This is a genomic window from Marinospirillum alkalitolerans (assembly GCF_045055655.1).
Lineage (GTDB): Bacteria > Pseudomonadota > Gammaproteobacteria > Pseudomonadales > Halomonadaceae > Marinospirillum > Marinospirillum alkalitolerans.
In genome coordinates, this window is record NZ_JBANFI010000003.1 from 1 (window position 1) to 13,653 (window position 13,653).

Below are 13,653 nucleotides of genomic sequence, written 5' to 3' on the forward strand. Positions count from 1 at the left end.
TAGAAGAAGTTAAAAGCTTTTTCTCGCCAACTGACTGTGTCTCAGCGAGGAAGCGAATAATAGCAGCTTATTTGATCTGTGCAAGCTTTTTTTATCATCTCAGTCATTCTTCTTCCGAGGCTTCCATTTCATCCTTCTCCCAGCGTGGCCAGTCGGCTTGATAAAAGGCCGCTCTCTCCCTGAGTGCTTGGATAATCTGCTCGGCTGAATTCTGGCCTTCTACTCTCATTTTCTTCTGCGCGAGAATACGCAACTCTTCGGCCAGTGCACTCATGAGTTCGATTCGTCCCTCAAGCCGCTCAAGATGCAAGTTAGCCAATTGACCAGGCAGGTAAGGATCTTTGTCTGGCTGATCAGCAAGCAGGAGAAGCTCTTTTAGGGCAGTTAAATCAAAACCCATGAAACGCGCCTGGCGAATCAGGCAGACACGATCGAGGTCTTTTACTGAGTAGAGAGGGCGTTCAAACAACCTGCTTTTAGGTCGATCAAGCAAGGACAGCTTTTCATAGTGTCTAATGAGTTCTGGCGAGCAGCCTACCTGCTGCGCAAACTCTTCTAGCTCCATCATTTCCACTCTCCCCTTGAATCGTCCATTTTGATTCAGCTTGCATCAGCCTTCATTGGCGTTGCCTTAGCGCGCCAACGAAGGCTGCTATGTTTCCTTTCTGTTACAAATGATAACTCAGCTCATCCCATACGTCAGCATCTGCATTAAGCGGGCATAAAAAAGCCCCCTCAAAACGAGGAGGCTCAGGACTCAACCATCCATTTAACGTCGACTTAATACAGCATCGACAGACCAGCGACCACCGCCGATCATCACCAGTGCGGCGGACATAGAGAGTAGTGCCAGGCCAAACTCATAGCCGCCAGCACTGAGAAACAAACCATGCTCAAAATGCACTGCAAAAATAGCGACCAGCATGGTCACTGCCAATACCGCTGCTGCTGGGCGCGTTAACAGGCCGATCAGCAATGCAAGGCCACCAAAAAACTCAGCGCTGCCTGCGGCAAGAGCCATCAAGTAGCCTGGCTCTAAACCAATAGAGGCCATCCACTGTCCTGTTCCTTCTAAGCCATAGCCCCCAAAAGCACCGAAAAGCTTCTGCGCTCCGTGTGCCATAAAAATAACACCCGCTGGCACACGCAGCATCAGGCTGCCCCATTGAGCTGGTGTACTGAGTAAGGTCTTGATCCAGTTGCTACGCATTTTATGCTCCCGTCAGTTAATATGATCTATAGATGCACTATAAATCTTTCACTTAAAGAAAAATAACGGAGCTTTTTGATCATTATGATCAAAAAAACTGAGCAATGAATTCACCGCTGACACTCGAAGCCCTGCGCACCCTGGATGCCATTGTTCGTCGTGGTAGCTTTGCAGCCGCAGCGCAAGAGCTGCATCGCGTCCCTTCGGCCGTGTCTTATACGATTCAAAAACTGGAGCAGGATTTGGATGTCCAGATTTTTGATCGCAGCCGTCGCCAGGCACAGCTCACCAATGTAGGACAACTACTGCTTGATCAGGGACGGCATATTATTCGAGCGGCAGATGAGCTGACACTTCTAGCACGCGAGGCAGCAACAGGCTGGGAGGCTGAATTACGCATCTGTATTGATACCCTGCTCGATCCGCACAGCCTCTACCCATTGATTGGCAAGCTGCAACAAAGACAGCCCCATACTGAAATACGTCTTTCTGAAGAAGTGCTTGCTGGCAGCTGGGATGCGCTCCATGCTCGGCGCTGCGATCTGGTCATTGGCGCGGATGGCCCTGCACCCCATGCCCAGATCAAAACGCATCACCTAGGTTCAGTCGAGTTTGTCTTTGCAGTGAACCCTGAGCACCCATTAACGCGCTGCGCCCATCCTATTACTCCAGCCGACCTACGTTCATTTGCGCGCATCGTGGTCGGAGATACGACCCGCCACCTGCCTGCTCGCTCTACGGGATTGCTTGATGGACAGAGCCAGATCTTGGTGCCTTCACTTGCTCACAAGATAGAGTTACAGCGACAAGGGCTGGGTGTTGGTTATTTGCCACGCCATCGTATTCGGGAAGAGCTGGCTCGTGAGGATCTCGTGATCTTACCGATTGACGAAACAAGGCCAGTGGTGCCGATTTACCTCGCTTGGCAAGGTGAAGCACGAGGACAAGGCCTGAGATGGATGATTGAGCAAGTTAAGCAGGCCGAGTGGGACCCTGAATACGGGTTATTGCTGATAGAAACGCCAGCTTAAAGCTGGCGTTAGTTGATCTATCACTGACTTTAGGATGACTGCTGTTAAAAGCTATCACCAGGAATACGCACCCAGCCTTCCATCAGTACCCGCGCACTGCGGCTCATCACCGCTTTAGTAGCCGCCCATTCACCGTCGACCAATGCAGCAGCGGCACCCACACGCAGAGTTCCGGAAGGATGACCAAAGGTCACGGCATCCCGCTCACCGCCACCGGCAGCCAGGTTCACCAGTGTGCCCGGAACGGCCGCAGCCGTGGCAATGGCCACAGAAGCCGTGCCCATCATGGCGTGATGCAGCTTACCCATGGAAAGCGCACGAACACAAAGGTCAATGTCACCGGCTTGCAGGTTTTTACCACTGGAGGTGACATAGTCTGTGGCCGGGGCAACAAAGGCGATTTTTGGGGTGTGCTGACGGGCAGCAGCTTCGGAAATATCCTTGATCAGGCCCATCTTCACCGCACCATAAGCGCGCATGGTTTCAAATTTTGCCAGCGCCTCGGCATCCGAGTTGATGTCCTTCTGCAGCTCGGTACCGGTGTAACCGATATCAGCGGCATTGATAAAAATGGTCGGAATACCGGAGTTGATCATGGTGGCCTTGAAGGTACCGATGCCAGGCACTTCCAGCTCATCCACCACATTACCGGTGGGGAACATCGAGCCTTCGCCGTCAGCCGGATCCATAAACTCGATCACCACCTCGGCTGCCGGGAAGGTCACACCATCCAATTCAAAATCACCGGTTTCCTGCACCTCACCGTTAGTGACCGGCACATGGGCAATGATGGTTTTACCAATGTTCTTCTGCCAGATACGCACGGTGCAGATGCCGTTTTCCGGAATGCGTGAAGCATCCACCAACCCCTTGCTGATGGCAAAAGCACCCACGGCACCGGTGAGGTTACCGCAGTTACCGGACCAGTCGACAAAGGCTTTATTGATGGCGACCTGACCAAACAGGTAATCCACGTCGTGATCCGGCTGTTCACTTTTCGCCAGAATCACGGTTTTGGAGGTGCTGGAGGTGGCACCACCCATGCCGTCAATCTGCTGGCCGTAAGGATCAGGACTGCCGATCACCCGCTGCAGAATCTTGTCACGTGCCTCACCCGGCACCTGCGCCACTTCGGGCAGGTCGGTCAGGCTGAAAAATACACCCTTGGAGGTGCCGCCACGCATATAGGTGGCGGGAATTTTGATCTGGGGAACACTGGACATCACATGGCTCCTTAAAAAGTAACCGCGCCGGAGAACCAGCGCGGGATGGGGGCGGGGACTTGTCTGGGCGGACCGTCTGTTGCCATGGATGGCAACAGCGAGCCCCCAGGGAAGGGTTTACGGCGTGTCCGCACAGACATGCCCCGCACCCGGTTCAGAGTTCAGCGCGGGCTGATCAGACGCTACCTTCCAGGAAGTCCTGGGCGAAGCGCTGCAGTACACCACCGGCCTTGTACACATGCACTTCCGCAGCAGTGTCCAGTCGGCTCAGCATGGGTACACGCACCTGTTCACCATTCTTGCGATTGATGACCAGGGTCATGGTGCCACGGGGTGCCAGCTCGCCTTCAACGTCGTAGGTTTCAGTACCGTCCAGCCCCAGGGTCTTGCGTGTGGTGCCAGCTTCAAACTGCAGCGGCAGCACACCCATACCGATCAGGTTGGTGCGGTGAATGCGCTCAAAACCTTCGGCAGCAATCACTTCCACACCGGCCAGACGCACACCCTTGGCAGCCCAGTCACGGGAAGAGCCCTGACCATAGTCGGCACCCGCCACAATGATCAGCGGCTGTTTGCGTTCCATGTAGGTTTCAATCGCTTCCCACATGCGCATGACCTTGCCTTCCGGCTCCACACGCGCCAGTGAACCCTGTTTGACCTGACCATCCACCACGGCCATTTCGTTGATCAGTTTCGGGTTGGCAAAGGTGGCCCGCTGAGCGGTCAGGTGGTCACCACGGTGAGTGGCGTAGGAGTTGAAGTCTTCTTCCGGCACGCCCATCTTGTGCAGGTATTCACCCGCGGCAGAGTCCATCATGATGGCGTTGGACGGTGACAGGTGGTCGGTGGTGATGTTGTCCGGCAGGATTGCCAGCGGACGCATGCCTTTCATGGTGCGCTCACCGGCCAGAGCACCTTCCCAGTAAGGCGGACGACGGATGTAGGTGGACATCGGGCGCCAGTCATACAGTGGGCTTTCGGCTTCCTGACCACGATCCAGATCAAACATCGGGATGTAGACCTGCTTGAACTGTTCAGGCTTCACGCTGGAAGCCACAAGGGCGTCGATTTCTTCATCAGACGGCCAGAGGTCTTTCAGGGTGATCGGGTTACCGTTCTTGTCAGTGCCCAGCACGTCTTTTTCGATGTCAAAACGCACCGTACCGGCCAGTGCATAAGCCACGACCAGTGGCGGTGACGCCAGGAAGGCCTGCTTGGCGTAGGGGTGAATGCGGCCATCGAAGTTACGGTTACCGGACAGCACCGCCGTGGCGTACAGGTCACGGTCGATGATTTCCTGCTGGATTTTCGGGTCCAGTGCACCGGACATGCCGTTACAGGTGGTGCAGGCATAAGCCACGATACCAAAACCGAGTTTTTCCAGTTCAGGCAGCAGACCGGCTTCTTCCAGATACAGGCGGGCGACTTTGGAGCCAGGCGCAAAGGAAGATTTAACCCAGGGCTTGCGGACCAGACCCAGTTCGTTGGCTTTTTTCGCCAGCAGACCAGCCGCTACCACGTTGCGCGGGTTGGAGGTGTTGGTACAGGAGGTGATGGCCGCAATGATCACTGCGCCATCGGGCATCAGGCCCTGTTCTTCCTGCTGGCGTGCTGCGTCCAGGTTACCGGCAATGCCTTTGGCCGCCAGATCACTGGTGGAAACACGAGCATGGGGGTTGGAAGGACCAGCCATGGTGCGAACCACGCTGGACAGGTCAAACTTCAATACACGGGGGTACTGGGCTTTGACCAGACTGTCAGCCCACAGGCCTGTGGTTTTGGCGTAGTTTTCAACCAGTGCCACCTGCTCTGGCTCACGACCAGTCAGTTTCAAATACTCGATGGTCTGCTCGTCGATGTAGAACATCGCGGCAGTCGCACCATATTCAGGCGTCATGTTGGAGATGGTGGCACGGTCACCGATGGACAGGCTGGAAGCGCCTTCACCGAAGAACTCCAGATAAGCACCCACGACTCGCTCCTTACGCAGGAATTCGGTCAGGGCCAGGACGATATCGGTAGCAGTGATACCAGGTTGGCGTTTACCGACCAGCTCCACACCGACGATGTCCGGCAGGCGCATCATGGATGGCAGACCCAACATCACGGTTTCGGCTTCCAGACCACCGACACCAATAGCGATGACACCCAGAGCATCTACATGAGGCGTGTGAGAGTCAGTACCGACACAGGTATCGGGGAAAGCCACGCCATCACGTGCCTGAATCACCGGAGACATCTTCTCCAGGTTGATCTGGTGCATGATGCCGTTACCGGCAGGAATCACGTCGACGTTTTTGAATGCGGTTTTGGTCCACTCGATGAAGTGGAAACGGTCTTCGTTACGACGGTCTTCAATGGCACGGTTCTTTTCAAACGCGTCTGGATCAAAACCGGGCGCTTCCACAGCCAGCGAGTGGTCAACAATCAGCTGAGTGGGTACCACCGGGTTGACCTTGGATGGATCACCGCCTTTTTCAGCGATGGCATCACGCAGACCGGCCAGATCCACCAGAGCGGTCTGACCCAGAATGTCGTGGCACACCACACGAGCGGGATACCAGGGGAAGTCCAGCTCCTGCTTGCGCTCGATCAGCTGTTTCAGCGCATCAGTCAGGTCTTCGGGTTCACAGCGGCGCACCAGCTGTTCAGCCAGTACACGGGAGGTGTAAGGCAGGGTTTCATAAGCACCGGGCTGGATGGCTTCAACCGCCGCACGGGTGTCGAAGTAATCCAGGTTCGTGCCGGGAAGGGGTTTGCGAAATTCTGTATTCATCATAGCGACTCATCATCAGGCAAAAGGGCAGCACAACTCAGGCTGTCACATCATTAGGCACAAGGTGTTAAAAAAGTGGGCTGCCGATCCACCGGCAAGTGTGAGGACAGCCCACGAAACCACTTAACGACGTGCCGCGATTGGAGGCACAGGGCGACATTCCTCGCCCACATAGTTGGCACTGGGACGAATAATCTTGCCGTCGATGCGCTGCTCGATGACATGAGCGCTCCAGCCGGAGGTGCGGGAGATCACAAACAGCGGGGTGAACATGTCAGTCGGCACCCCCATCATGTGGTAGCTCACCGCAGAGAACCAATCGAGGTTGGGGAACATCTTCTTGATTTCCCACATGGTCGCTTCCAAACGCTCAGCAATATCGTACATCTTGGTGTTCTGCTGTTCTTCTGACAGTTCTTTGGCCACCTTTTTGATGACTTCATTGCGCGGATCAGAAACGGTGTAAACCGGGTGACCAAAACCGATCACCACTTCTTTACGGCCAACACGCTCACGGATATCGGCTTCAGCCTGATCTGGATTGTCGTAGCGCTTCTGGATCTCAAAGGCCACTTCGTTGGCGCCACCATGTTTGGGGCCACGCAGGGCACCAATCGCGCCAGCAATACAGCTGTAGAAATCTGAGCCAGTACCGGCAATCACGCGGCTGGTAAAGGTGGAGGCGTTGAACTCGTGCTCTGCATAGAGAATCAGCGAGGTGTGCATCGCACGCACCCAAGATTCACGTGGCTTTTCGCCGTGCAGTAGGTGCAGGAAATGCCCACCGATGGAGTCATCATCGGTCTCCAGATCAATGCGCTTGCCGTTGTAGGCATAGTGATACCAGTAGAGCAGCATCGAGCCCTGACAGGCCATCAGCTTGTCAGCGATATCACGGGCATCCGGGTGATTGTGATCGTCCTTCTCAGGCTTCACGCAACCCAGTACGGAGACGCCGGTACGCATCACGTCCATTGGGTGAGCAGAAGGCGGCAGCTGTTCCAGTGCCACTTTCACCGCTGCGGGCAGGCCACGCAGGGCTTTGAGTTTGTTTTTATACGCCGTCAATTCCGCTTGCGTTGGCAGCTTGCCATGCACCAGCAGATACGCAACTTCTTCAAATTCGCACTGTTCAGCCAGATCGAGAATATTGTAGCCACGGTAGTGCAGCTCGTTACCATTCCGGCCAACAGTACAGAGTTCCGTATTGCCAGCAGCCGTGCCAGACAGGGCAACCGACTTCTTTGGCTTGGGCAGTTGAGTGGTGTTCTCAGACATCAGCAGCTCCTCTTTATCCTTCAATAACCTTTTTTTAACAGCCTGTTCTGTCGGCCGTTTTACTTGTTTTTACCCTGAGCAAACAGCTGATCCAGCTTCTGCTCAAAATCGTGGTAGTTCAGGAAATCGTAAAGTTCCATACGGGTCTGCATGGTATCGACGACGGCCTTCTGATCGCCGTCATCTAAAAGATGCTGGAATACATTCAGGGCAGCCTTGTTGGCGGCGCGGAAGGCAGACAGGGGGTAAAGCACCATAGTGGCACCGTTTTCTGCCAGCTCTTTTTTGTTGAACAGTGGCGTGGCACCGAATTCGGTAATATTGGCCAGCAGGTGGGCACCCTTGATGCCGTCCGCAAAGGCTTTGTAGTCTTCCAGGGTGTGGACAGCTTCAGCAAAGATACCGTCAGCACCGGCTTCCAGACAGGCCTGGGCACGCTCAACAGCCGCATTCAGCCCTTCCATCTGGAAGGCATCCGTACGGGCGATAATAAAGAAGTCATCATCAGTACGCGCATCCACAGCCGCCTTCACGCGATCCACCATCTCCTGCAGGGAAACAATTTCCTTGTTCGGGCGGTGACCACAGCGCTTTTGCTGCACCTGATCTTCCAGATGCACCGCTGCTGCACCGGCCTTGATCATTTCTTTCACGGCGCGCGCCATATTGAAGGCACCACCCCAACCGGTGTCGATATCCACCAGCAGCGGGGTTTCCACGGCGCTGGTGATGCGGCGCACGTCTTCCAGTACATCATTCATGCTGGTCATGCCCAGATCCGGCAGACCATAAGAGGCATTGGCCACACCACCACCAGACAGGTAAATGGCCTGATGACCCACGCGGGTCGCCATCATCGCGTGATAGGCATTGATGGTGCCAACAATCTGTAGCGGGTTGTTGTCTTTCAGGGCCTGACGAAAGCGGCCACCAGCTGTCAATCTTTGTGTCATGGAGTATTCCTCTCTCTTTTTAATTCAATGCTTCTGGATCGTGAGATGACAGCGACTCTTTGAGACGCTGCTCTACATTGTTGCGTGATGCACGGATATGACGACGCATCAACATTTCAGCCAGTTCTTCATCGCGCTGCTCGATGGCATCCACAATGCGGTAATGCTCTTCAAAAGCCCGTTGTGGACGACCGCTGGTCGCACTAAAGCGGTAACGATACATACGCACCAGGTAATAAAGCTCACCACACAAGAGCGCCTTCAGCTTTTTATTGCCACTGCCTTGGACGATGCGATAATGAAAATCCAGATCACCTTCTTTTTGGTAGTAGGCAATATTCTCTTGCAGCTCTGCCTGAGACTGGTGTTTCTGCAACAAGGCTTTCAAGCCATCAATTTCGTTTTGTGGCATCTGGCGCGCCGCCAGACGGCAAGCCATGCCTTCCATTGCCTCGCGTACTTCGTAGAGTTCCAACAACTCTTCCAGCGATAAGGACACCACTCGCGCACCAACATGCGGAATCCGCGTGACCAGATGACGCCCCTCTAGACGACGCATCGCCTCTCTTAAAGGGCCACGCGAAATACCATACTGTTTCGCCAAGCCGGGTTCGGTAATCTTGCTACCTGGCGCTATATGCCCAGTGACGATCGCATCCTGAATTTCCTCAAAAACACGATCTGCTAGGGTCAGGCTATCCCCGACCTCACTGGCCCAATGCTGCTCATTCACAGCGGAATCGTTTATCATAGTGGCACTTTTCTTAAGCGGATCAGGGTGGAACAGGCAGCTCCACATCATTGTCGACAATCATGCTATGCGAGCCACTGTAGACAGGAGCAGCCAAGAGGTCAATTAGAACCTTAGTCTTAACCTTGCCCAGCCAAGCCTTATCCGCTTGATTAATAAAAGCATTTGATCTTGGGTAGTAAAAACGACGCCCTAGTCACCTCTTCAAAGTGTCAACAACTTGGCCTATATCTCTATGTCTTTTGCCCCTCTTCCTTATTTAGATAGCCGCGCCCTACTTCGCTTGATTCAGCATCAACCCTGGCCTGTATTACTCGACTCTGGCCACCCGAGTGCACGCGCAGGACGCTTCTCGATTGCCAGCGCCGCGCCCAGCCGTCGTCTGGTGATTCAGCAGCCGCAACAAGCGGCAGCGCTCGATCAACTTCGCCCCACCCTGCCTGATGGCGAGGTGGCGGCTGACATTGCTCATCTGCCTTTTATCAGCGGGTGGATAGGCTACTGGAGTTATGCCGCTGGCCAGCTTTTTGAGCCAGTTACCCAGCAGGCGGAGGATGACCTTGGCCTCCCTTGGATTGCGATGGGCTATTACCCCTGGGCCTTGGTGACCGATCATCAACGCCATGAATCATGGCTGGTGGGCAACGCGCCAGCATGGATACGCCAGCGCCTGGCCAACGAGCCCGCTGCGCCCGCTTTACACGCTTTCCAGTTGACGGAGCCTTTTCGCAGCAATATGAGCCAAGACGCTTATCGAGAGAAGTTTGCTCAGGTCCAAGCCTGGCTGCGCAGCGGAGATGTGTATCAAATCAATCTGGCGCAGCGTTTTTCGGCTGGATTTCAGGGGGATCCTTTAACCGCTTGGTCTTTATTGCGCGAACAGATCGCGGCCCCCTTTGCCGCCTACCTGGATTTTGGCGATCATCAACTGCTGTCTTTATCACCCGAGCGCTTTCTCTGCGTTGATGCACAAGGCTGGGTCGAAACCAAACCCATCAAGGGTACGCGGCCGCGCGGTGCGACCCCAAATGAAGATCAGCGCCTTGCCGAAGAACTCCTCAACCACCCCAAGGATCGGGCTGAAAACCTGATGATTGTAGATCTGCTCAGAAATGATCTCGGGCGGGTTTGTCGTCCAGGAAGCATCCGTGTGCCCGATCTATTTACACTGGAAAGCTATACCAATGTGCACCATCTGGTGAGCCGCGTAGTGGGAAAATTGACATCCCAAGCCAGCGGAGTGGATCTACTGGCGGCCAGCTTTCCAGGAGGATCGATTACGGGGGCACCCAAGATTCGGGCGATGGAGATTATTGATCAACTGGAACCACAACAGCGCAGCGTGTATTGCGGCTCGATCGGCTATCTCGATGATCGTGGACAGATGGACTTTAATATCGCTATCCGTACTTTTATTGCGCGCCAGCAACGCCTTTATGTGTGGGGAGGCGGCGGTCTGGTGGCTGATTCAGATCCAGAGGCAGAATATCAGGAAACCCTAGATAAAATTGCGCAGCTGATCCGTTGCCTACAGCCTGATTTTTTGCGTGATTGAGGACTGGGATCTAGCAACTTGGCTAGGTCCAACCTCACTCAAAACTCAGTGATGACGCCCTCCATTCTGCGGCACAAGCACTCAGACTAGGACACTTCAAAATGCCAGCCTCGCCGATACTCCTCATCGAACCAGCTTTGTAAGCGCGCCATCTCATGCAACAGCTGTTCGAGATTGGATTGTGCCAGTTGCAGATGCCCTGATTTAATCTGCGTTTCCAGCGCTTCCGTGATCTGCGCCAGATCTGGCACACCACAGTAGCGCGTGGCTCCGTGCAAGCGATGCACCGCCTCTTGCATCTTCTCTGGCTCTTGCTCTGCAAAAGCCGCTTTCAACTGAGCACGACTGGCACCTAAGGAGTCAACGAGCAGTTCGAGCAACTCATCGGCCAGCTCTGGACGGCCTGCCGCCAAATGCACCCCCATTTCCTTATCCACTGGGGGCTGATCCCAGCGTGAGGCACGAGTTTGTGAGCGCTCACCTAGCCAACGGTGCATCACATCGACCAGCTGCTTTTCCTGCAAGGGTTTAAGCAGCACGTCATTGATCCCAGCATCCAGCCACAGGCGTTTTTCTTCATGAGCGGCATGGGCTGTCAAAGCAATAATCGGCAAACTGCGGTACTGATGTCCCAGTGAACGTATGCGCTGAGCGGCTTCAAAACCCGTCATCCCCGGCATATGAATATCCATCAGCACCAGATCAACCCGATGGAGCTGGATCAACTGTAAAGCCTCATCACCATGAGTCGCTTCTAAAGCTTGATAGCCCATTTGCTTTAAGAGGGTGACCAGCAGCAGCAAATTAGAAGGTGTATCGTCTACCGCCAAAACCCTAGGCTGGCGTTCGACTGGCTCAGCCAGTACAAGCGGTGCGGCCGTGGGTGTCGGCGCAGGCAAAGGCGCTCGCTGCTCTAACTGCTCTTTGACAGCACGGCGAAGCGTCTCAACCCCCAGCGGCTTTGCAAGAAAGGCTTCGCTGGTATAAGCACGCCAAAAGTGAAGCAGCTCGGCATCACTGGTATTGAACACCAGCACACTAGGGCACCCCTGCTGCTGCGCTTGCTTGACCCAATCACGCCAGAGCGGGTCCTGCATCTGTTGTGCATTCATTCCGATCAGCAGCAGTGAGGGTGAGAGCTGCTGCAAGTCAGGTAAGACTAACGAAGAGGTCACCTGCGCCCCCCAGCTGCGCAGCTGATGACACCAGCTTTGGTTGGTCAGCGGGTGAGATTCAATGACAAGCACCGCTTGGCCTTTAAGCCAAACCTCGGGTTCCTGAGCAGGCTGGACAATTTGAAGCGGTAGACTAAACCAGAAGGTCGACCCCTGGCCTTCGGTGCTATCCAGATCAATCCGCCCTCCCATCTGCTGCACCAGCTGCTTACAGATGGCCAAACCCAGCCCGGTGCCACCAAACTGGCGGGTTTGTGTTGTATCCGCCTGAGAAAAAGCACGAAAGAGCTTTTGACGCTGGACTTCACTCAACCCTATGCCTGTATCGCTGACACTAAAGCGCAGCTGGCAATAGCGTCCGATCTGCTGCACCTCCGGCTCATCGCCTTCTTCGGGCAGATCATCCAGCATAATCCGCACCACCACCTCACCTTCTGCGGTGAACTTCAGTGCATTCCCAACCAGATTGGTGAGCAGCTGCTTTAAGCGCAGTGGATCAGCCTTCACCTGTAGCGGAACATCGTCATACACCAGACCGAGCAGATTCAGCTGCCCGCGATGGGCTTGTGGGGCAAAGAGCGAAAGGCAATCTTCTAGAAGCTGGCGCAATGCCAGCGGCTCTTCTTCAAGCACCATCATGCCGGCTTCAATTTTAGAGAAATCCAGAATGTCATTGATGATGCCAAGCATGGTTTCTGAAGCACCAAGAATGTGAGTGAGGTATTCTCGCTGGCGATAATCAAGTTCAGTGCGTGATAAAAGATTAGAAAAGCCAATAATGCCATTCAAAGGCGTGCGAATCTCATGGCTCATATTGGCCAGAAACTCAGATTTAATCCGGCTGGCTTGCAAAGCATCCTTACGCGCACGATCCAGCTCGATATTTTTGATTTCAATCGTTTCAAGGCTGCGCAGTGCATCCTCCTGAATCTCTTCAATCGATTGATTCAAAAACTGTTCACGCTGTGTCACGGCATCCGCCACATCCCAGATTCGCGCACGCAGATGTCGCAGTTCCTGAACTTCGTTCAGATCCTCTAAGGTGCAAGGTTCGCCAGCCGCAACCTGCTGCAAGGCATGACTATAGTTATCCAAGCGCCTTTGCAAGTAGCGGATAAAATGATGGGTTGCCATCCAGCTGAAGAACAAAAAGCCCAGCACCAGTGCACCGCTGAGCAGCAGCATACGATATTGATAGAGCCGCAAGGGTGTCCGAGAAATTTCCAGCTCAGCCCAGCCAACCAGCTGAGGGCCATCCGCCGCACGCAAGCGCTGCACATCGCGTAAAGCACCGACATCATAGAGGGGTTCAATAAAGCGGAGGGTATCTTGCTCAACCGCATAAGAGGATTGGTGGGTCCAACGCAGATGCGCATCACGCTCGAGCGGGCGCATGCTGGGTCCACTGTGCAATAGGCTCTGCTGGCGTTGATCATAAATCGAGAAGGCTCGCACATCGGGAGTTTCGAGCAGCTGCTCAGAAACAGCTCTGAGCCAGGCCTGACGATCTGGTTGCGTCAGACCCATCGCCAGCGCGGGACTGAGATTTCTCAGCGTGAGCTGGCCTTTTTCAAACAACTGCCGCTCCAGCGCTTGAAAGTGCTGCGATAACATCCAGCCCCCCAACAGCAGCACCAGCAGCCATAGAGGGAAGAATCCCAGAAAAAACACCCAGCCTTTCAAACTCATCCGCATGATAGC

Annotated in this window: 10 protein-coding genes; 2 read left to right on the forward strand and 8 right to left on the reverse strand. The window is 54.4% G+C overall.

Annotated elements, in window-relative coordinates; genetic code table 11:
* Positions 1-103 precede the first annotated feature (103 nt).
* Both V6U78_RS05010 and V6U78_RS05015 read right to left on the reverse strand, forming a co-directional pair.
* Complete coding sequence (locus V6U78_RS05010) at positions 104-568, reverse strand: MerR family transcriptional regulator (RefSeq protein WP_405338022.1); 465 nt, start codon at positions 566-568, stop codon at positions 104-106.
* A gap of 201 nt (positions 569-769) precedes the next feature.
* Positions 770-1,210, reverse strand: coding sequence for a DoxX family protein (locus tag V6U78_RS05015; protein ID WP_405338025.1), 441 nt, complete (start codon positions 1,208-1,210; stop codon positions 770-772).
* Between the two features lie 104 nt (positions 1,211-1,314).
* Here V6U78_RS05015 and V6U78_RS05020 point away from each other — a divergent pair, with 104 nt between their 5' ends.
* Positions 1,315-2,241, forward strand: a complete 927-nt coding sequence (locus V6U78_RS05020; RefSeq protein ID WP_405338026.1) for a LysR family transcriptional regulator — start codon at positions 1,315-1,317, stop codon at positions 2,239-2,241.
* Positions 2,242-2,285: 44 nt separating this feature from the next.
* Here V6U78_RS05020 and prpF read toward each other — a convergent pair whose 3' ends face one another.
* The 5 genes from prpF to V6U78_RS05045 form a co-directional block, all read right to left on the reverse strand.
* The gene (prpF, locus tag V6U78_RS05025; protein ID WP_405338028.1) at positions 2,286-3,464 is read right to left on the reverse strand and encodes a 2-methylaconitate cis-trans isomerase PrpF; all 1,179 of its coding nucleotides are present in this window, start codon (positions 3,462-3,464) and stop codon (positions 2,286-2,288) included.
* 175 nt (positions 3,465-3,639) lie between these two features.
* A complete protein-coding gene (acnD, locus tag V6U78_RS05030) occupies positions 3,640-6,240 on the reverse strand; it encodes a Fe/S-dependent 2-methylisocitrate dehydratase AcnD (RefSeq protein ID WP_405338768.1) in 2,601 nt (866 codons plus the stop codon).
* Between the two features lie 123 nt (positions 6,241-6,363).
* On the reverse strand, positions 6,364-7,518 hold the full coding sequence (gene prpC, locus V6U78_RS05035) for a bifunctional 2-methylcitrate synthase/citrate synthase (RefSeq protein ID WP_405338031.1): 1,155 nt from the start codon (positions 7,516-7,518) through the stop codon (positions 6,364-6,366).
* 59 nt (positions 7,519-7,577) lie between these two features.
* Entirely contained in the window at positions 7,578-8,471 is an 894-nt protein-coding gene (prpB, locus tag V6U78_RS05040; RefSeq protein ID WP_405338034.1) for a methylisocitrate lyase, read from the reverse strand.
* Positions 8,472-8,490: 19 nt separating this feature from the next.
* Positions 8,491-9,222 (reverse strand): GntR family transcriptional regulator, encoded by a 732-nt coding sequence (locus tag V6U78_RS05045; RefSeq protein ID WP_405338037.1) that lies wholly within the window; start codon positions 9,220-9,222, stop codon positions 8,491-8,493.
* 235 nt (positions 9,223-9,457) lie between these two features.
* On the opposite strand from V6U78_RS05045, the gene pabB reads away from it, so the two are divergent.
* The gene (gene pabB / locus V6U78_RS05050; protein ID WP_405338040.1) at positions 9,458-10,777 is read left to right on the forward strand and encodes an aminodeoxychorismate synthase component I; all 1,320 of its coding nucleotides are present in this window, start codon (positions 9,458-9,460) and stop codon (positions 10,775-10,777) included.
* Between the two features lie 86 nt (positions 10,778-10,863).
* Here the strand turns inward: pabB and V6U78_RS05055 are convergent, their stop codons facing one another.
* Positions 10,864-13,641, reverse strand: coding sequence for a response regulator (locus V6U78_RS05055; RefSeq protein ID WP_405338043.1), 2,778 nt, complete (start codon positions 13,639-13,641; stop codon positions 10,864-10,866).
* Positions 13,642-13,653 lie beyond the last annotated feature (12 nt).

What these genes read in the sequence shown, in the direction of transcription:
- V6U78_RS05010 (WP_405338022.1), bottom strand. Translation starts at nt 568, where the DNA reads ATGATGGAGCTAGAAGAGTTTGCGCAGCAGGTAGGCTGCTCGCCAGAA.
- V6U78_RS05015 (WP_405338025.1), bottom strand. Translation starts at nt 1,210, where the DNA reads ATGCGTAGCAACTGGATCAAGACCTTACTCAGTACACCAGCTCAATGG.
- V6U78_RS05020 (WP_405338026.1), top strand. Translation starts at nt 1,315, where the DNA reads ATGAATTCACCGCTGACACTCGAAGCCCTGCGCACCCTGGATGCCATT.
- prpF (WP_405338028.1), bottom strand. Translation starts at nt 3,464, where the DNA reads ATGTCCAGTGTTCCCCAGATCAAAATTCCCGCCACCTATATGCGTGGC.
- acnD (WP_405338768.1), bottom strand. Translation starts at nt 6,240, where the DNA reads ATGAATACAGAATTTCGCAAACCCCTTCCCGGCACGAACCTGGATTAC.
- prpC (WP_405338031.1), bottom strand. Translation starts at nt 7,518, where the DNA reads ATGTCTGAGAACACCACTCAACTGCCCAAGCCAAAGAAGTCGGTTGCC.
- prpB (WP_405338034.1), bottom strand. Translation starts at nt 8,471, where the DNA reads ATGACACAAAGATTGACAGCTGGTGGCCGCTTTCGTCAGGCCCTGAAA.
- V6U78_RS05045 (WP_405338037.1), bottom strand. Translation starts at nt 9,222, where the DNA reads ATGATAAACGATTCCGCTGTGAATGAGCAGCATTGGGCCAGTGAGGTC.
- pabB (WP_405338040.1), top strand. Translation starts at nt 9,458, where the DNA reads ATGTCTTTTGCCCCTCTTCCTTATTTAGATAGCCGCGCCCTACTTCGC.
- V6U78_RS05055 (WP_405338043.1), bottom strand. Translation starts at nt 13,641, where the DNA reads ATGAGTTTGAAAGGCTGGGTGTTTTTTCTGGGATTCTTCCCTCTATGG.